Origin of the sequence: Mesorhizobium salmacidum (SeqCode) (assembly GCF_037179605.1) — a bacterium.
GTDB classification, from domain to species: domain Bacteria; phylum Pseudomonadota; class Alphaproteobacteria; order Rhizobiales; family Rhizobiaceae; genus Mesorhizobium; species Mesorhizobium salmacidum.
This window is the reverse complement of record NZ_JAPYKS010000002.1, coordinates 158,415-176,274: the sequence shown is the minus strand read 5'-3', so window position 1 is coordinate 176,274 and position 17,860 is coordinate 158,415. Positions and strand designations below refer to the sequence as shown.

Annotated in this window: 18 protein-coding genes; 12 read left to right on the top strand and 6 right to left on the bottom strand. The window is 63.7% G+C overall.

The features are described 5' to 3' along the window. Nucleotides 1-16 precede the first annotated feature (16 nt). The gene (locus O7A60_RS03465; RefSeq protein ID WP_140502338.1) at nucleotides 17-607 is read right to left on the bottom strand and encodes a transglycosylase SLT domain-containing protein; all 591 of its coding nucleotides are present in this window, start codon (nucleotides 605-607) and stop codon (nucleotides 17-19) included. Nucleotides 608-823: 216 nt separating this feature from the next. On the opposite strand from O7A60_RS03465, the gene O7A60_RS03460 reads away from it, so the two are divergent. Both O7A60_RS03460 and O7A60_RS03455 read left to right on the top strand, forming a co-directional pair. Then, a complete protein-coding gene (locus O7A60_RS03460) occupies nucleotides 824-2,362 on the top strand; it encodes a trimethylamine methyltransferase family protein (RefSeq protein WP_337105032.1) in 1,539 nt (512 codons plus the stop codon). A 79-nt stretch (nucleotides 2,363-2,441) separates the two neighbouring features. Next, the gene (locus O7A60_RS03455) at nucleotides 2,442-4,868 is read left to right on the top strand and encodes a GcvT family protein (RefSeq protein ID WP_337105031.1); all 2,427 of its coding nucleotides are present in this window, start codon (nucleotides 2,442-2,444) and stop codon (nucleotides 4,866-4,868) included. Nucleotides 4,869-4,888: 20 nt separating this feature from the next. Here the strand turns inward: O7A60_RS03455 and O7A60_RS03450 are convergent, their stop codons facing one another. Then, entirely contained in the window at nucleotides 4,889-5,284 is a 396-nt protein-coding gene (locus tag O7A60_RS03450; protein WP_337105030.1) for a DoxX family protein, read from the bottom strand. Nucleotides 5,285-5,511: 227 nt separating this feature from the next. Here O7A60_RS03450 and O7A60_RS03445 point away from each other — a divergent pair, with 227 nt between their 5' ends. Beyond that, nucleotides 5,512-5,967, top strand: a complete 456-nt coding sequence (locus O7A60_RS03445; protein WP_337105029.1) for a hypothetical protein — start codon at nucleotides 5,512-5,514, stop codon at nucleotides 5,965-5,967. A 45-nt stretch (nucleotides 5,968-6,012) separates the two neighbouring features. Here O7A60_RS03445 and O7A60_RS03440 read toward each other — a convergent pair whose 3' ends face one another. Next, entirely contained in the window at nucleotides 6,013-6,789 is a 777-nt protein-coding gene (locus O7A60_RS03440; protein WP_337105028.1) for a VOC family protein, read from the bottom strand. A gap of 175 nt (nucleotides 6,790-6,964) precedes the next feature. Between O7A60_RS03440 and O7A60_RS03435 the strand changes: the two genes are divergently transcribed. The 7 genes from O7A60_RS03435 (at nucleotide 6,965) to O7A60_RS03405 (ending at nucleotide 12,908) form a co-directional block, all read left to right on the top strand. Next, nucleotides 6,965-7,690: a gamma-glutamylcyclotransferase gene (locus O7A60_RS03435; RefSeq protein ID WP_337105027.1), complete on the top strand. Its 726-nt coding sequence runs from the start codon at nucleotides 6,965-6,967 to the stop codon at nucleotides 7,688-7,690. A 122-nt stretch (nucleotides 7,691-7,812) separates the two neighbouring features. Next, a complete protein-coding gene (locus tag O7A60_RS03430) occupies nucleotides 7,813-9,168 on the top strand; it encodes an NAD(P)-dependent oxidoreductase (RefSeq protein ID WP_337105026.1) in 1,356 nt (451 codons plus the stop codon). 5 nt (nucleotides 9,169-9,173) lie between these two features. After that, nucleotides 9,174-10,016 (top strand): class I SAM-dependent methyltransferase, encoded by an 843-nt coding sequence (locus O7A60_RS03425; RefSeq protein WP_337105025.1) that lies wholly within the window; start codon nucleotides 9,174-9,176, stop codon nucleotides 10,014-10,016. A gap of 12 nt (nucleotides 10,017-10,028) precedes the next feature. Then, the gene (gene preA, locus O7A60_RS03420; protein WP_140747597.1) at nucleotides 10,029-11,342 is read left to right on the top strand and encodes an NAD-dependent dihydropyrimidine dehydrogenase subunit PreA; all 1,314 of its coding nucleotides are present in this window, start codon (nucleotides 10,029-10,031) and stop codon (nucleotides 11,340-11,342) included. Nucleotides 11,343-11,455: 113 nt separating this feature from the next. Then, nucleotides 11,456-11,974 (top strand): RrF2 family transcriptional regulator, encoded by a 519-nt coding sequence (locus tag O7A60_RS03415; protein WP_337105024.1) that lies wholly within the window; start codon nucleotides 11,456-11,458, stop codon nucleotides 11,972-11,974. 28 nt (nucleotides 11,975-12,002) lie between these two features. Continuing rightward, nucleotides 12,003-12,461 carry a carboxymuconolactone decarboxylase family protein gene (locus tag O7A60_RS03410; protein ID WP_337105022.1) on the top strand — a complete coding sequence of 153 codons (459 nt, stop codon included), beginning with the start codon at nucleotides 12,003-12,005 and terminating at the stop codon, nucleotides 12,459-12,461. A 69-nt stretch (nucleotides 12,462-12,530) separates the two neighbouring features. Further along, nucleotides 12,531-12,908, top strand: coding sequence for a DoxX family protein (locus O7A60_RS03405; RefSeq protein WP_337105021.1), 378 nt, complete (start codon nucleotides 12,531-12,533; stop codon nucleotides 12,906-12,908). Between the two features lie 44 nt (nucleotides 12,909-12,952). Here O7A60_RS03405 and O7A60_RS03400 read toward each other — a convergent pair whose 3' ends face one another. Continuing rightward, nucleotides 12,953-13,675, bottom strand: coding sequence for an SDR family oxidoreductase (locus tag O7A60_RS03400; RefSeq protein ID WP_337105020.1), 723 nt, complete (start codon nucleotides 13,673-13,675; stop codon nucleotides 12,953-12,955). Next, nucleotides 13,672-14,511 (bottom strand): SDR family oxidoreductase, encoded by an 840-nt coding sequence (locus O7A60_RS03395; RefSeq protein WP_337105019.1) that lies wholly within the window; start codon nucleotides 14,509-14,511, stop codon nucleotides 13,672-13,674. Before O7A60_RS03395 ends, O7A60_RS03400 begins: the two co-directional genes overlap by 4 nt. A 103-nt stretch (nucleotides 14,512-14,614) precedes the next feature. On the opposite strand from O7A60_RS03395, the gene O7A60_RS03390 reads away from it, so the two are divergent. Then, nucleotides 14,615-15,496: a helix-turn-helix transcriptional regulator gene (locus O7A60_RS03390; protein WP_337105018.1), complete on the top strand. Its 882-nt coding sequence runs from the start codon at nucleotides 14,615-14,617 to the stop codon at nucleotides 15,494-15,496. Nucleotides 15,497-15,630: 134 nt separating this feature from the next. Here the strand turns inward: O7A60_RS03390 and O7A60_RS03385 are convergent, their stop codons facing one another. Beyond that, nucleotides 15,631-16,284, bottom strand: a complete 654-nt coding sequence (locus O7A60_RS03385) for a TetR family transcriptional regulator C-terminal domain-containing protein (RefSeq protein WP_337105017.1) — start codon at nucleotides 16,282-16,284, stop codon at nucleotides 15,631-15,633. 208 nt (nucleotides 16,285-16,492) lie between these two features. On the opposite strand from O7A60_RS03385, the gene aptA reads away from it, so the two are divergent. Further along, nucleotides 16,493-17,821, top strand: a complete 1,329-nt coding sequence (gene aptA, locus O7A60_RS03380) for an omega-aminotransferase AptA (RefSeq protein ID WP_337105015.1) — start codon at nucleotides 16,493-16,495, stop codon at nucleotides 17,819-17,821. Nucleotides 17,822-17,860: the final 39 nt, after the last annotated feature.

Here is a 17,860-nt window from a genome sequence, read left to right as displayed (position 1 = left end):
CCGTTGCGGCAACCCTTTAGTTGCCGCACTGGCTCAGTTGCTGTGCATAGTCGCGGGCCATCTTGTCGGTGGCCCTTGCATAGCCCTGGACGCCGGCATCGCCACGATTGCCTCGGCCATAGGCGGTCCAGCCGAGATAGTAGGCGAGATAGAGGTTGTAGGTGTCGTTGCGCGCGACGCCGTATGCGTCTGATGTCTTGGAATGATACCAGCCGACGAAGTCGACGGCGTCGGCGAATTTCGTCCGCCGCGCCGCCCAGTTGCCGGTCTCGCTCTGATATTGCGACCAGGTTCCGTCCAGCGCCTGCGAGAACCCGGTGGCCGACGAGACGTGCTTCCACGGAATGAAACCGAGCAGCTTGGTGCGCGGCGGCCGGGCGTTGCTCTTGAAACCGGATTCCTTGCGCACGGTGGCCATCAGCACCGGCACCGGCACGCCGTATTTCTGGGACGCGCGCTCGGCGGCCGACTGCCAATTGTCGAACCAGCCGTCATTCTGGTCGAAGACGGCACAGACATTGTTGATGTGGCTGGGCGCGGTGGCGCAAGCCGAAAGTGCCAGCAGCGCACACACCGCTACAATTTTACTAAAACTCGACCTACGCATTGGATGAGCAATAAGCCGAAATCATAAAGGGAATCTTGCTGCCGCCGTTAACGCCTGGTCGGCACGAGCAGGTGAGAAAATGCCATATCGGTATTCCGACGCCAATTGTCGTCATTTCCAAACAGGCATTGCAGATATGCCGCCTTGGCTAAAATCACGCCGGCAAACGGCGTATTTCTGACAGACCGGCCGCGCTGCCGAAGCTTTGATGCCGGCATGACCGAACCAAGACGCAAGCGCGGCGCCGAGCGCACCAGCAACAGGGGGCCAGCGCCCATCGCGCAGCTGCCGCCCAGACGGGTGACGAACCCGTATCCGCCGATGGCGTTGCTGTCACCAGACCAGATCGAGGCGATCCATCAGGCGTCGATGCATATGTTGGAGAATTTCGGCATCGAGGTGATGAGCCCGCGTGCGCTGTCGCTGTTCGAGAAAGCCGGCGCCAAGGTCGATCACGCCTCGGCCAATGTGCGCGTCGATCGCGGCATGGTCGACGAGGCGCTGAAGACGACGCGATCTACCTATACGCTGACCCCACGCAACCCGGCCAAGTCAATCCATCTCGGTGGCAGCACCATCAATTTCACGCTTGTGGCCGGTCCTCCCAATGTGCACGACATGGAGCGCGGCCGCCGTGCCGGCAATCTGCGCGACTATGCCGATCTCACCCGGCTGGCGCAGCATTTCAACTGTATCCACATGCTCGGCAATCAGGTCTGCGCGCCGGTCGAGCTGCCGGCCAACTCACGCCATCTCGACACCTACTTCACCAATCTGACGCTGACCGACAAGAGCTTCCATGTCTCGGCGATCGGCCGGGGCAGGGCTCTGGACGGCATCGAGATGATGGCGATTTCGCGCGGGCTGACGCTGGATCAGATGCGCGATGATCCCGGCATCGCCACCATCATCTCGGTCAACTCGCCGCGCCGCTTCGACGAGATGATGGCCGAGGGGCTGATGACCATGGCCGAGTACGGCCAGTCGGTGGCGGTGACACCGTTCACGCTGATGGGGGCGATGAGCCCGGTGACGCTGGCCGGCGCCTTGGCGCAGCAGAATGCGGAGGCGCTGTTCGGTGTTGTGCTGACGCAACTCGTGCGTCCCGGCGCGCCTGTGATGTATGGCGCCTTCACGTCCAATGTCGATATGAAGTCCGGCGCGCCGGCTTTCGGCACGCCTGAAAACACCAAGGCCAACATCGCCTCGGGTCAATTGGCGCGGCGCTACGGCCTGCCATACCGGACGACGCCCGGCTCGGCTTCCAACGCCGCCGATGCGCAAGGCGCCTATGAGACGCTGATGGCGCTGTGGGGCGCGGTGCTTGGCCATGGCAATCTCGTCTACCACGCCGCCGGTTGGCAGGAAGGCGGGCTGACGGCGTCGTTCGAGAAATTCGTCATCGATGTCGAGATGATCCAGCACATGATGGAGTTTTTGCGCCCGATCGTGGTCGACGAGGCCGAGCTTGCCGTCGAGGCGCTGGGCGCGGTGCCGACCGGCGGCCATTTCTTCGGCGAGCCTCACACACTGGAGCGCTATGCGACCGCCTTCTACCAGCCGATGCTCTCCAACTGGCAGAATTTCGAAGCCTGGCAGGAAGCCGGCGGCCTCGACGCGACCGCGCGCGCGACGCGGCTGTGGAAGAAGGCGCTGGCGGATTATGTCGAGCCGACAATGGACATTGCCGTACGTGAAGAGCTCGAGGCCTATGTGGCCAAGCGCAAGGAAGCGATCGGGCAGGGCGAGCCGTGATTTCCGTGGCGCCGGCGCGCGGCACCTGCTGTCCCGATTCACATCTCCCATCCAACTCACTGATATCAGAGAAAAACCCATGAAATCGCATGCAAAAGTCGTGGTCATTGGCGGTGGCGTCGTTGGGTGCTCGGTGCTGTTCCACCTCGCCCGCCATGGCTGGACCGACATCGTGCTCCTGGAGCGCGACGAATTGACATCCGGCTCGACCTGGCACGCGGCCGGCGGCATGCACACGATCAATGGCGACCCCAACGTCGCCAAGCTGCAGAAATACACAATCAACCTCTACAAGGAGATCGAGGAGCTGTCGGGGCAGGCGACCGGCGTCCACCTGACCGGCGGCGTGCTTCTGGCTGCCACCGACGCGCGCCTTGACTGGCTGCGAGGGGTTGTCGCCAAGGGCCGTTATCTCGGCATCGAGCTGGAGGAAATCTCGCCGAAAGAGGCGGCCGAGCTGATGCCGCTGCTCGACCCCAGCCAGTTCGTTGGCGCCGTCCGCAACAAGGAGGACGGCCACCTCGATCCCTCGGGCGTCACGCACGCCTATGCCAAGGCGGCGCGAAAGCTGGGCGCCGAGATCGAACGTTTCACCAAGGTGGAGGACATCGTGCGGCGCCCGGACGGGATGTGGCGCGTCATCACCAACAAGGGCGAGGTGGTGGCCGAACATGTCGTCAATGCCGGCGGCCTGTGGGCGCGCGAGGTCGGCCGCATGGTCGGGCTCGAACTGCCGGTGCTCGCCATGGAGCACATGTACCTGATCACCGAGGATATGCCGGAGGTCGCGGCCTGGAATGCCAAAACCGGCACCGAGGTCATCCATGCGGTCGATTTCGACGGCGAGCTCTATCTGCGCCAGGAGCGCGGCGGCATGCTGATGGGAACCTATGAGAAGGCCAACAAGCCGTGGTCCGAGTATCAGACGCCGTGGAATTTCGGCCATGAGTTGCTGGCGCCGGACATCGACCGCATCGCGCCGTCGCTCGAGGTCGGGTTCCGACATTTCCCGGCTTTCCAGAACACCGGCATCAAGCAGATCATCAACGGGCCTTTCACCTTCGCGCCCGACGGCAACCCGCTGGTCGGGCCGGTGCGCGGCCTGCCGGGCTTCTGGGTCGCCTGCGGCGTGATGGCGGGCTTCAGCCAGGGCGGCGGCGTCGGGCTCGCGCTGTCCAACTGGATGATCGAGGGCGACCCCGGCGCCGATATCTGGGCGATGGACGTGGCGCGCTACGGCGACTGGGCGACGATGGCCTATACCAACGCCAAGGTCCGCGAGAATTACTCCAGGCGTTTTTCGATCCGCTTCCCCAACGAGGAATTGCCGGCCGGCCGGCCGCTCAAGACGACCCCTGTTTACGACCTGCTGTCGGCCAAGGGCGCGCAATGGGGTGTCGCCTATGGGCTGGAGGTGCCGCTCTGGTACGCACCGGAAGGCATCAAGGACGAGTTCTCATGGCGGCGCTCGAGCGACTTCACCCATGTCGCCGCCGAAGTCGCGGCGGTGCGCTCAGGCGTCGGCCTGTCGGAGATATCGAGCTTTGCCAAATACAAGGTGACGGGCGAGGGGGCCGCGGCCTGGCTCGACCGGATGCTCGCCTGCAAGCTGCCGAAGCCCGGTCGCATGACCCTGGCGCCGATGCTGAAGGAAGACGGCAGGCTGATCGGCGATTTCACGCTGGCCAATCTGGGCCCCGATGGCTGGTTCCTGGCCGGCTCCGGCATTGCCGAGCAATATCACATGCGCTGGTTCGAGCAGCATCTGCCTGACGATGGCTCGGTCCATATCGAAGCGCTGGGGCAAAAGCTCACCGGCCTGTCGATCGCCGGTCCCAAGGCGAGGGACGTGCTGGCGAAAGCCACACGCTCCGACATATCGAACGCGGCGTTTCCCTTCATGGCCATTGGCAACATGGATATCGGCATGGCGCCGTGCCTGGTCGGCCGCGTCAGCTACACCGGGGATCTCGGCTACGAGATCTGGGTGGCGCCGGAATATCAGCGCGCCGCCTACCAGGCGCTGATGGCGGCGGGAGCGGAATTTGGCATCGGCCTGTTCGGTTCGCGCGCGCTCAACGCGCTGCGGCTGGAGAAGAACTATGGTTCATGGGGGCGCGAATACCGGCCCATCTACGGGCCGCTGGAAGCCGGACTCGATCGTTTCGTCGCCTACGGCAAGGACGCCGATTTCATCGGCAAGGCGGCGGCGCTGGCCGAGCGCAAACAGGGCGGCAAGTTGCGGCTACGCGCCTTCATCGTCGATGCCAAGGATGCCGACGTCATCGGCGACGAGCCGATCTGGTTCGGCGGCGTGGTGCGCGGCTGGGTGACGTCGGGCGGCTACGCCCATCATTCGAAGAAGTCGGTCGCCGTCGGCTACGTGCCGAAGGAGATCGCCGACGAGAGCGACGGCTTCGAGATCGAGTTGCTGGGCAAGCGGCATGCGGCGCGCATGCAGGCGGCGCCGCTGTTCGATGCTGATTTCGAACGGATGCGGGGGTGAGAGCGCACCCCCGCATGGGATCATGCGTTGCGGCGGTTGTCGAGCGCAAAGGCGCCAGCGCCGGCGAAGACCAGATAGAGAAAGATAAAGCAGAACGAGATCGCCGAATCGCCGCCGTTGTTGACCGGGAAAAAGTCGCGCGGCATATGCGCCACGAAATAGGCGATCGCCATTTCGCCGGCCAGAAGGAACGCGACCGGGCGGGTGAAAAGGCCCAGTGCCAGCAGAATGCCGCCGACGAATTCGAGGATGCCGGCTGCTAGCGGCAGTCCGCTCAACGCGGCGGCGGCGTGCTCGCCTGCGGGGAAATTGAACAGTTTCTGCGTGCCGTGCTCGACGAACTGCAGCGCGGTCACGATGCGCAGCACGCCAAGCGCCTGCGGCTGGTATCTGGCAAGGCCATCGAAAAGCTTCATCCAAAACTCCATTTGGCTTCTCGGCTCGGCCATAGGTTATCGCCCGGCTATGGACCATTCACATCCCCTGGCCTGCCGTCAACAATTGGTGATTGGAAATGTTCCCCAGCCTGACCTTTGATATTGCGCCCGTTAGGGTTGCAACTATATCGCTATGGTTGTATTGATTTATGGACACTTCAGACATGTGGGTCCCCTCGCCATGAAAAAACCTGTTCGCAATCCTTATGGGCACCACCAGCTTCGCCATGGCCGAGGACGCCGGCTGCGAGGCCTTCAAATGGCCGGTGACGCGCGAACAGGCGCTGTTTGCGGCTGCGCCCTCAGCGCCGTCCGGAGCGACGCTCGCGGTGGGTGCCGCCGCGGATCTGGCGCTGGTGCCGGCCGAGAAGGCCGGTTTCGCGGTGCCGCCCGAACGGGCCCCCGCGGAAGGCACGTTCGGCGCCGTAGCCAGCGTGGCGGTTCCGCCGGAGGGGGCCATCCAGATCAGCCTGTCGGGCGAGGCCTGGATCGATGTGATCCAGGACGGCCATGCCGTGAAATCGGCGGGTTATAGCGGTGTCAAAACCTGCCCCGGCATCCGCAAGAGCGTGCGCTTCAAGCTGGCGGCCGGCCAAGCCACTGTCCAGTTCAGTGGTGCCAAGAAAGAGACCCTCAAGGTCGCGGTGCTGGTGCCGGAATGAGCCGACGCCAGCAGGCGTGATTTCAGTGGTTGGCGTAAGCGCTCGCTACCGCACCGGCGCCATCAGAGCGAAATGCGCGCCTTGCGGGTCCTGGCATTGCACGATCCAGCTGCCTCCGGGCACCTCCATCGGTCCCATCAGGATCTTGCCACCATTGTCGGTGACGCGTTTGGCGGCCGCGTCGATGCCGGTGACATTGAAATAGAACTGCCAGACCGGGACCGGAATCTGCTCGGGCTTGTTCATGATGCCGCCGCCGGATTCAGGGCCGGCGGTGAAGGTCTGATAGATGCCCATCGGGCCCATATCGAATTCGCCGGCATTGGTCCAGCCGAACTGGCTGGAATAGAAATCGAAGGCGGCCTTCCAATCGCTCGTATAAAGTTCGTGCCAGCCAATATGGCCAGGCGTGCTGGCCGGCACAACCGGCTGGTCGGGGCCGTTCGGCTGCAGGAACATGAAGGTCGCGCCTTGCGGATCGGCGACGACGGCGAAGCGGCCGACGCCTGGAATGTCGTCGGGCTGGCGGTGAACGGTACCACCTGCCGCTTCCAGCGACGCCGTAGCGGCATCGACATCCCTTGCATGGATATAGCCCAGCCAGGCGGGCGGCATACCCATCTTGGCCGCATCCTCCTGCATCGTCATCAGGCCGCCGACGCCACGCTCGCCGACATTCATGACGATATAGCGCGGCATGCCTGGGGCCTTGTCGAAGGGCTCGGCTCTCCAGCCGACCACGGTTGTGTAGAAAGCCTCCGCGGCGTCGAGGTCCGACGTCATCAGTTCGTACCAGAAGAAGGGCATCGGGGATTTTGGCATGGTCGGTCTCCTCACCGTTGTGCGCCGATCGTCGTTCGATCCATCCTAGGACGATCTCGACGACGGAAATCCGACATCTGGGCTAGAAATCGGGAACGGCAAGGCCAGCCTCCTGGTATCTTGCGCGCCTTGCGATTTTCGCCTTTGCTTGGCCTCGAGAAGGGGGGCTCGATCCATGCGGCAGATGTCGCTTACAGCCGAGCTTGTCGCACTGTGCCATCGCGAGGAGGCCGATCCCGGGCCCAGCGGCAGCTGGACGCAGCTGAGCGACGAGGATTTCCGGGTCCTTTCCGCGCGGCTGTCCGATGAAGCCGATGCGGGGCCGCTATGGGTGTTCGCCTATGGCTCACTGATCTGGAAGCCGGCTTTCGAGTCCGTCGAACGCCAACGCGCCACCGCCCATGGCTGGCATCGCTCCTTCTGCATCGACATGGTCCGCTGGCGCGGCAGTGTCGCGCAGCCAGGCCTGATGATGGCGCTCGAACGCGGCGGGCGATCCGATGGTGTGATCTATCGTCTACCGGAAGGGGAGAAGGCTGCTCAGATCGAAAGACTGTTGCGGCGCGAGATCGACGATCACGAGAGCGTCGCGTCGGTCAGGTGGGTCCCGGTGCGTACGGCGCAAGGGCATCTGCGGGCGCTGGGTTTCTGGGGCGGGGTGACGGGCAGAGGCACTTCGCTCGGGCAGCCGCTGGAGACAGTAGCACGGGTGCTGGCGCGCGCCTGCGGCCATGTCGGCTCCGGCGCGGAATATCTTTACAACACGGTCAGCCATCTCGAGGAATTCGGCATCCGCGACCGCAATCTTTGGACATTGCAACAATTGGTCGCCGATGAGATCAGGTCGATCCACGGCATTGGCATGGGTGGCAGCTCCATCCCTGCATACCCGTCCCCTTAACTTGAATTCGATTGTCATCTTTTAGTCCAGCCTTTTCAATGTTTTGCGTCAAAAATTGACCAATTGATAAAAAAACAAAACGTGCTAGCCTTCCCCAAAACGAAAAACACGGGGAACTGAAAATGCCAGAGGGCCAGTTCAAAGAAGGTATTGTCGGCGGCCGGCTCCTGCCCGACCAATACGCGGACAATTTTTCCGACCTGCACCCGCCGCTCGATCATCACGAGGCGCTGGTCGAATCCGACCGCTGTTATTTCTGCTACGACGCGCCGTGCATGAATGCATGTCCGACCTCGATCGACATTCCGATGTTCATCCGCCAGATCTCGACCGGCAACCCGATCGGGTCGGCCAAGACCATCTTCGACCAGAACATCCTGGGCGGCATGTGCGCCCGCGTCTGCCCGACCGAGACGCTGTGCGAGGAGGTCTGCGTGCGCGAGGTGGCGGAAGGCAAGCCGGTGCAGATCGGCCGTTTGCAGCGCTACGCCACCGATGTCGCGATGAGCGAGAACAAGCAGTTTTATCCACGCGCCGAGCCAACGGGCAAGACGGTCGCCGTGGTCGGCGCCGGCCCGGCCGGCCTTGCCGCGGCGCACCGGCTCGCCCGCCACGGCCATGACGTGACCATCCTGGAGGCGCGCCCGAAGGCCGGCGGCCTCAACGAATATGGTATCGCCGCCTACAAGAGCGTCGACAACTTCGCCCAGGCCGAGGTCGACTATGTCACCGCGATCGGTGGCATCGACATCCAGAACGGCAAGGCGCTCGGCCGCGACTACCAGTTCTCCGACCTGATCCGCAACTACGATGCGGTGTTTCTCGGCATGGGGCTTGGCGGCGTCAACGCGCTGCGCGCCGATGGCGAGGATGCCGCCGGCGTCACCAACGCGGTCGAATTCATTGCCGTACTGCGCCAGGCCAGCGACCTCTCAGGCTTGCCGGTTGGCCGCCGCGTCGTCGTCATCGGCGGCGGCATGACGGCGATCGACGCCGCCGTGCAGTCGAAGCTGCTTGGCGCCGAGGAGGTGACGATCTGCTACCGGCGCGGCCAGGAGCATATGAACGCCTCCGAGTTCGAGCAGGACCTGGCCGCCGCCAACGGCGTCACCATCCGCCATTGGCTGCAGCCGAAGCGGGTGATCGCCGAAGGTGGCAAGGTCAGTGCCATCGAACTCGAATACACCGCGCTCGTCGGGGATAAGCTTGCCGGCACCGGCGAGACGCTGACGCTGCTCGCCGACCAGGTGTTCAAGGCCATCGGTCAGAGTTTTGTGCCGGTCGCCCTCAACGGCAGCGGGGCGTCAATCGACCTCGAAGCCGGCCGCATCAAGGTTGACGAGGAAGGGCGCACCTCGCTGGCCAAGGTCTGGGCCGGCGGCGACTGCATTTTTGGTGGCGACGACCTGACCGTCTCGGCCGTGGCGCAAGGGCGCGATGCGGCTGAGAGCATCCACAGGAGCCTGACCCAGGGATAAGGATCATGGCCACGGTGGAACCGGGCATTGCCCGTCACTACGAGATTTCAGGCCTGGAGCAGCGGATTCTTGCCGCGCTTGCCGATACTGGCGTGGAAATCGCCCTTCTGAGCGCCGACGATCTCGCCGCAGTCGACGAATTCCACATTGGCGGCGTGGCCGCCACCAGGGAACTCATCGACCAGATGGGGCTGAAGCCTGGAGTCCGGCTTCTCGACATCGGTTCAGGCATCGGCGGTCCGGCCCGTTTTGCCGCGAACAATGCCGGCGCCGACGTCACCGGCATCGACCTGACGCAAGGCTATGTCGACATCGCGGCCAGCCTGTCAAAACGGGTGGGAATGGACGGCAAGACGCGCTTCGTGCAAGGCAGCGCGCTGGACATGCCGTTCGACAAGGCCAGCTTCGATGCGGCAATGATCCTGCATGTCGGCATGAACCTGGCCGACAAGCGCAAACTGATGAGCGAGGCCGCCCGCGTGCTCAAGTCCGGCGGCGTCTTCGCTGTCTACGACGTGATGCGGCTCAAGGACGGCGCGCTGACCTATCCTGTGCCATGGGCATCCGACGAGACCACGTCCTTTGTCGCCACGCCAGACAACTATCGTTCGACGGCCACGGCGGCGGGCTTTTCGGTGACCGCGGAGCGCCCGCGCGGTGCTTTCGCCATCGAATTCTTCGCGAAGATGCGGGCCCGCATGGCGGCCGCGCAAGCCGAGGGCAAAAAGCCGCCGCCCGGCGTCGGCCTTGTCATGGGCGAGGATGCCCGCACCAAGATCGCCAATCTCACCGCCGCGCTTGAGGGCGGCATTCTTGCTCCTGTGGAAATGCTCCTTCGTCTCGGTTGAAAGGGACCTGTCATGGCTGACATCCGCAACAATTTCGTCGGCATCAAATCGCCCAATCCGTTCTGGCTGGCCTCGGCGCCGCCGACCGACAAGGCCTACAACGTCATCCGCGCTTTCAAGGCGGGGTGGGGCGGTGTGGTCTGGAAGACGCTCGGCGAAGAGGGGCCGCCGGTGGTCAACGTCAACGGCCCGCGCTACGGCGCGATCTGGGGCGCCGACCGGCGCCTGCTCGGCCTCAACAACATCGAGCTGATCACCGACCGCGATTTGCAGACCAATCTGCGCGAGATGAAGCAAGTCAAGATGGACTGGCCCGACCGCGCGCTGATCGCATCCATCATGGTACCTTGCGTCGAGGAAAGCTGGAAATCCATCCTGCCGCTGGTCGAGGAGACGGGAGCCGACGGCATCGAGCTCAATTTCGGCTGCCCGCACGGCATGTCGGAGCGCGGCATGGGGGCGGCCGTCGGCCAGGTGCCGGAATATATCGAAATGGTGGTGCGCTGGTGCAAGCAATATACGCGCATGCCCGTCATCACCAAGCTGACGCCCAACATCGCCGATATCCGCAAACCGGCGCGGGCAGCGCATGCCGGCGGCACCGACGCGGTGTCGCTGATCAACACCATCAATTCGATCACCGGCGTCGACCTCGACAGTTTCGCACCGATGCCGACCATCGACGGCAAGGGTTCGCATGGCGGCTATTGCGGCCCGGCGGTGAAGCCGATCGCCATGAACATGGTGGCCGAGATCGCGCGCGACCCCGAAACCCGCGACCTGCCGATCTCCGGCATCGGCGGCATCACCACGTGGCGGGACGCCGCCGAATTCATGGCGCTTGGCGCCGGCAATGTGCAGGTCTGTACGGCGGCGATGACCTACGGCTTCAAGATCGTGCAGGAGATGATCGCCGGCCTCGAAAACTGGATGGACGAGAAGGGCCACCGCTCGCTCGACGACATCATCGGCCGTGCCACGCCAAACGTCACCGACTGGCAGTACCTCAACCTCAACTATGTCGCCAAGGCGCGTATCGACCAGGACGCCTGCATCAAGTGCGGCCGCTGCCACATCGCCTGCGAGGACACCTCGCACCAGGCGATCACCAGCATGGTCAACGGCGTCAGGCATTTCGAGGTGATCGAGGCCGAGTGCGTCGGCTGCAATCTGTGCGTCAATGTCTGCCCGGTCGACAATTGCATCACCATGGAGCCGCTGGCGGCCGGTGCGTTGGACCAGCGCACCGGCAGGCCGGTGTCGCCGGTCTATGCCAACTGGACGACGCATCCGAACAATCCGATGGCCAAGGTGGCGGCGGAGTAGCGACAGATCTTCGACGAAAAAAGCGGCGTCTTCGGGCGCCGTTTTTTTTAGTTTCCTATTGCAGATAAAGATTATCCACGATAAAAGATATCCATGAATTGGAGATTGGCATCATGAAGCTGGGCGAGGGCGTTGAAGCGGCCATTCACTGCGCGGCCACGCTGGCCAGTGTCGAGGGCAACAGCACGATGCCGGGCGCGGCCCTGGCGGAGGCCTTCGGCCTGTCGCCAAGCTATCTCCTGAAGCATCTCAACATGTTGAGCGCGGCGCGGATCCTGGAATCGGTGCCGGGTCCAGCCGGCGGCTACCGGCTGGCGCGGGCTGCCGAGCGCATCACGCTGCTCGACATCGTGCTGGCCGTCGAAGGGCGCGAGCCGGCGTTTCGCTGCGGCGAGATCCGCCGCAACGGTCCGGTCAAGATCGACGCCTCGGCCTATGTCAAACCCTGCGGCATCAATGCCGCGATGCTGAAGGCCGAGCGCGCCTACCGGGCAGCGCTCGCAGAGGTGAAGCTGTCCGACATCGTGGCGGATTACGCGGCGGAAGGCGATCCCAGATCGTTTGCCGCGGGCTGCGACTTTGTCGAGCGTCATCAGCGGCCGCAGAAATCCCGTTCAACCAACCAAGCCTAACCTCCCCAAAGATGCGAAAGGAAAGACGATGAAACAGAGACTGCAGTTTTTCGCGAAGGCGCCGGAAATCATGAAGGCAGTGACGGCACTCAACAAGGCGGTCGACGAATGCGGGCTGGAGGTGAGCCTGCTGCACCTGATCAAGCTCAGGGCCTCGCAGATCAACGGCTGTTCCTTCTGCGTCGAGATGCACAGCCGCGAAGCCAGGCGCGACGGTGAGACCGAACAACGGCTCTATCTGGTCGCTGCCTGGAAGGAATCACCGCTCTTCTCCGAGCGCGAACGCGCCGCCTTCGCCTGGACCGAGGCGGTGACGATGATCGCCAAAAACGGTGTGCCGGATGAGCTTTATGTCAGCACGCTCGAGCATTTTTCGGAAGAGGAACTGGTCAAGCTGTCCGTGGCGGTCGGCATGATCAACACCTGGAACCGGCTCTGCATCCCGTTCCATGCCATCCATCCGATGCCGGCCGCCAAGGCGGCCTGACCGTCCTGATGTCTATTGGAGCGCCGCCGAGGAAGGCGGCGCTCCTACTGTTTTCAAAGGGAGAGTTTAATGTCCGTCGATTTGCCTTCGACCTTGCTGTTTCTCGGCCGCCTGCTGCTCGGCGGCGCCTTTGTCTTCGCCGGCCTGCGCAACATCCAGAACGCCGCATTCCTGACCGGTTTGATGGCCGCGCGTGGCGTGCCACAGGCCCGGCTGGCGCTGTGGGCCGGCATTGTCCTGCAGATCATCGCAGGGGTGCTGGTGATGGCCGGTCTCTGGACCGCGATTGCCTGCATGGTGCTGGTGATGTTTCTGGTCGTGGCGACGCCAATGTTCCATAATTTCTGGGATCATCAGGGTCCAGACCGGGCAGCGCGCATCAACGGTTTCGTGGGCAATGTCGCGCTGAGCGGAGGGTTTTTGACGCTGATTGCGCAGTCGCTTTAATTTGTTCATGGAACAGTGGTCGCCTGGCGACGATTGCCAAATGCTCAGGCCGCAAATCGCAGGCCGCCATCGCAGGTCAGCACCTGGCCGGTCATGAAGCTGTTGGAGACGAGGAAGGCTATCGCCGAGGCGACGTCCTCGGCACGGCCGATGCGGCCGACCGGCGTTTTCCCCGCATATTCGGCGAAGACCGCCTGCCGCTGCTCAACCGGTAGAAAACCCCACCACGGCGTGTCGATGACGCCGGGCGCAACGACGTTGACGCGCAACGGCTTCAGTTCCATCGCCAGGATCGGCGCGACGGTCAGCAGCATGCCGTTGATGGCGCCGATGCCGGCGACGCCTGGCATCGCGACCTGGGCCGACACCGCCGAAATGAATGTGACCGATCCCGATTTGTTCAGCGTCGGCAAGGCTGCCTGCAGGCAGGAGAGTTGCGGGCGCACTTTTTCGTCGACGCCCCCGGCGATGTCTGCAAGGTCGAGGGTCTCGAATGGACCGAGGCCCTTGCCGCCGCTGGCCGCCAGAACGAGATGGTCGAACGGGCCGAGGCGCTCGAAGAACTGGCGTACGTCATCCGGCTTCGAAGCGTCGAAGGCGGCCTTGTCGGCAGCGCCGCTAAGGCTCTTCCAGGCGCCGACGAGCTTGTCCTGGTTGCGCCCGGTGATGGTCACCTTCATGCCCGGGCCGAGCAGTTTGCGCGCTGTCGCCAGGCCGATGCCGGACGAGCCGCCGATGATGACTGTGTGTTCGGTTCTGTCGGTCATGACTGTTCTTCCTTCGATTTTGGCGAAGCCAACCCGACGAGGTCGAGGCTCAGGCTGCGCAATTGTTGTCTTGCCCTGGCGTCGTAGGCCTGGGCGTCGGCGCGGGATTCGCGCAGGCCGTCGAAATAGAGGCCGCTGCGGCCTTCGAGCGCGGATGAGGTGGCGAGGTTCAAGATAGCTTCGGCGCCGGTTTCGACGGAGCTCCACGGCGTCACGCCCGCCTGTCGGACCATGGTGGTATTCATGTAGCTCGCCGGATGCAGCGCGTTGACGGTGACGCCGCTGCCTTCCAACTGCTCGGCCAGATCGACGGTGAACAGGATCTGCGCCAGCTTGCTCTGGCAGTAGGCGCGCACGCCGCTATAGCCGCGGGTCAGCATGACATCGTCGAAATCGATCGCCTGCTGGCCGGCGGACGCGACATTGACGATGCGTGCCGGGGCGCTCGCCTTCAGCAGCGGCAGAAGCTCCGAGGTCAGCAGGAAGCCGGCGAGATAGTTGACGGCAAAGCGCAGTTCGTAGCCATCGGCGCTTGTCTGTCGCTTGTCGCCAGCAGTGCCGACGCCGGCATTGTTGATGAGGATGTCGAGGCGGGTTGTGCTGCCGCGCACGGCCTCGGCGAGGCGTCTTACCTGCGCCAGCGAAGCGAGATCGGCCGCGAGAAACTCGGCCTTGCCGCCAGCGGCTTCGATGTCGGCGATAACGGCCTTGCCACGGGTTGCATCGCGGCCATGCACCAGCACCCGTGCGCCGGCGGCACCCAGCCTTTGCGCCACGACCCGGCCGACACCGTCGGTCGAGCCGGTGATGAGGATGGTCTTGTCTTTCAATTCCATGTTCAGAGCCTCCTGTTGTTGCCCTGAACGCAAGATGGGGCGCTTTGCCCATGTCAAACAGTTCAAACTTTATCCTGGTATCGATACTGCTATAATAGCCGGCATGAACGCTCCCGCTGCCTCCACCCGATCAGCCGACGAGAGCCGCCGGCGCGAACTCGGCGCCTTCCTGCGTTCGCGCCGGGAAAGGCTGGCGCCGTCGGCCACCGGCATCACGACAGGTCCGCGACGGCGCACGCCGGGTCTGCGGCGCGAGGAAGTGGCGATGATCGCCGGCGTCGGCACCACCTGGTACACCTGGCTCGAACAGGGCAGGGATGTGCGGCCCTCGGTGGAAGTGCTGGCGGCGCTCTGCGAGGCGCTTCGCCTCGACGCCGTCGAGAAGCGGCATCTGTTCATCCTGGCCGGCCGCCAGCAGCCGGAGCGTCGTGTGGCGGCGCCGGAAAAGGTCGACGCCACGCTGTTGCATATGCTGCAAAGCCTGGTGCTGCAGCCCGCCTATGTCGTCGGTCGGCGCTGGGACGTTCTTGCCTGGAACGAAGCGGCCGTGGCGGTGTTCGGCGACTACGGCCTGCTGGAGGGCGATAGCAGAAATATCGTCCACATGGTGTTCACCAACCCGCATCACCGCCGCCTGCTGGTCGACTGGGAAGAACTCGCCCGCGTGGTGCTCGCCTCGTTTCGTGCCGAAAGCGCCAAATATGTCGGCGATCCGGATTTCGAACGGCTGATCGCGCTGATGATGAACTCAAGTCCCGAGTTCCGTGACTGGTGGCCCCGGCGCGACGTGGCGCGAAAACTGACCGGCGTGAAGCACGTCCGGCATCCCAAGGCTGGCTTGATGGCTTTCGAGCATATGAGCCTGTCGATCGACGACGGCTCGGACATGCGGCTGATCGTCTATACGCCGCTCGCCGAGCAGAACTCGATCGCCAAGCTGCAGCAATTGCTCGACGCGATGCCGGCCGAACGGCGCAGCGCGTGAGACCCCTCAGCGTCGTCATCCTCGGGTCTGCGCTGCGTCGCTACGCTCCTTGCTCCGCCCATGGATGACGAAATGATGAGCGCGTCCGCTAGCCTCCGCGGTCGGCAAGAATCAAGCAACCGGTGGGTCGGCCGCTAGCCGTTTGGCTTCAGCCCATCGAGGAACAATTGCTCCAGGAAGCGGGCAGCGTCCTCGAAGCGGCCGTCGCCGCCGCGGTTCGGCCCCAGAACGGCGCGGACCTGAACGTCGAAATCGGCATAGTGCTGCGTCGTTGCCCAGATCGCGAAGATCAGATGCCAGGGATCGGTCCGGGCGATCTTGCCGGCGCGCATCCAGCCCTTGATGACGGCGGCCTTCTCGTCGACCAACGTCTTCAACTCGCCCGCCAACAGCGGCATGATGCGCGGCGCTCCCTGCAGGATCTCGTTGGCGAACAGCCGGCTCTCGCGCGGAAAGTCGCGGGCCATTTCCAGCTTGCGCCTGATGTAGCTCCTGAGTTCGGTCATCGGATCGCCGATGTCGTCGAGTTCCCTGAGCGGCGCCAGCCAGGTTTCGAGCAGCCGTTCCATCAATGTCTCGTGAATGTCCTCCTTGCGGCGGAAATAGTAGAGCAGGTTCGGCTTCGACATGCCGGCGGCTTCGGCGATCTGGTCGATGGTCGAACCTCGGAAGCCGTTGGTGGAAAACACTTCGAGCGCGGCCTCCAGGATCAGTTCGCGCTTTTCCACCTGGATGCGGGTGCGGCGAGGGGCTTGCGTGCTCGTGATCACCGTTGCGGACCCTCGCATCGACGGTCATCTGGACCAATTCTCTGGACCAGTTTTTCTCCAACCTGTGGAACGCACTTCAGGAGCCGCATTTCCGCTAGTAATCCATTGACCGCCGACATGGCGGTGCTAACGTTTGTCCAATCGGTCAAAATTTGCGTAGCATGAAAGCGCGGCAAAGACCAAGCGTTGGGCGCAGCGAAACAGGTTACAAGGGGAAGTCTTGGTCATGTCCAACCGGCTGAAAGTCACGCCGAACGATCTCAGCGCATTCTGGATGCCGTTCACGGCAAACCGGCAGTTCAAGCAGGCGCCGCGCATGTTCGTGTCCGCCAAGGACATGCATTACACGACCAGCGACGGCCGCAAGGTGCTGGACGGCACCGCCGGCCTGTGGTGCGTCAACGCCGGCCATTGCCGTCCGAAGATCACCGAGGCGATCCAGCACCAGGCCGCCGAACTCGACTACGCCCCGGCCTTCCAGATGGGCCATCCGATCGTGTTCGAGCTGGCCAACCGCCTGGTCGACCTCGCGCCCAAGGGCATGGACCATGTGTTCTTCACCAATTCCGGTTCGGAATCGGTCGAGACGGCGTTGAAGATGGCGATCGCCTATCACCGCGTGAAGGGAGAGGGCTCACGCACCCGGCTCATCGGCCGCGAGCGCGGCTATCACGGCGTCAATTTCGGCGGCATCTCGGTTGGCGGCATCGTCACCAACCGTAAGATGTTCGGCACGCTGCTGGGCGGCGTCGACCACATGCCGCACACGCATCTGCCGGAGAAGAACGCTTTTTCGAAAGGCGTGCCGGAGTATGGCGCGGAGCTCGCCGCCGAGCTGGAGCGGATCGTCGCCCTGCATGACGCCTCGACCATCGCGGCCGTCATCGTCGAGCCGGTCGCCGGCTCCACCGGCGTTATCCTGCCGCCGAAGGGCTATCTCGAGAAGCTGCGCGAAATCTGCACCAAGCACGGCATCCTGCTGATCTTCGACGAGGTCATCACCGGTTTCGGCCGCCTCGGCGCGCCGTTCGCCGCCGACTATTTCGGCGTCACGCCCGACATCATGACCACTGCCAAGGGTGTCTCCAACGGTGTCATCCCGATGGGCGCGGTGTTCGTGAAGAAAGAAATCCACGACGCCTTCATGACCGGCCCCGAGCACATGATCGAGTTCTTCCACGGCTACACCTATTCGGGCAATCCGATCGCCTGTGCTGCCGCACTCGGCACGCTCGACACCTACAAGGAAGAAGGTCTGCTCACCCGTGGCGAGGAACTGGCACCCTATTGGGAAGACGCGCTGCATTCGCTGAAGGGCGAGCCGCATGTCATCGACATCAGGAACATCGGCCTGATCGGCGCGATCGAACTGGCGCCGATCGCCGGCAGCCCGACCAAGCGGGCGTTCTCGGCCTTCGTCAAAGCCTTCGAGCGCGGCGCGCTGATCCGCACCACCGGCGACATCATCGCACTGTCGCCGCCGCTCATCATCACCAAGGGCCAGATCAACGAACTGATCGACCATGTGCGGGAAGTGCTGCGGTCGATCGACTAGACTTGCCTTTACCTGGGTAGGTGGCGATGGGAACCGCCA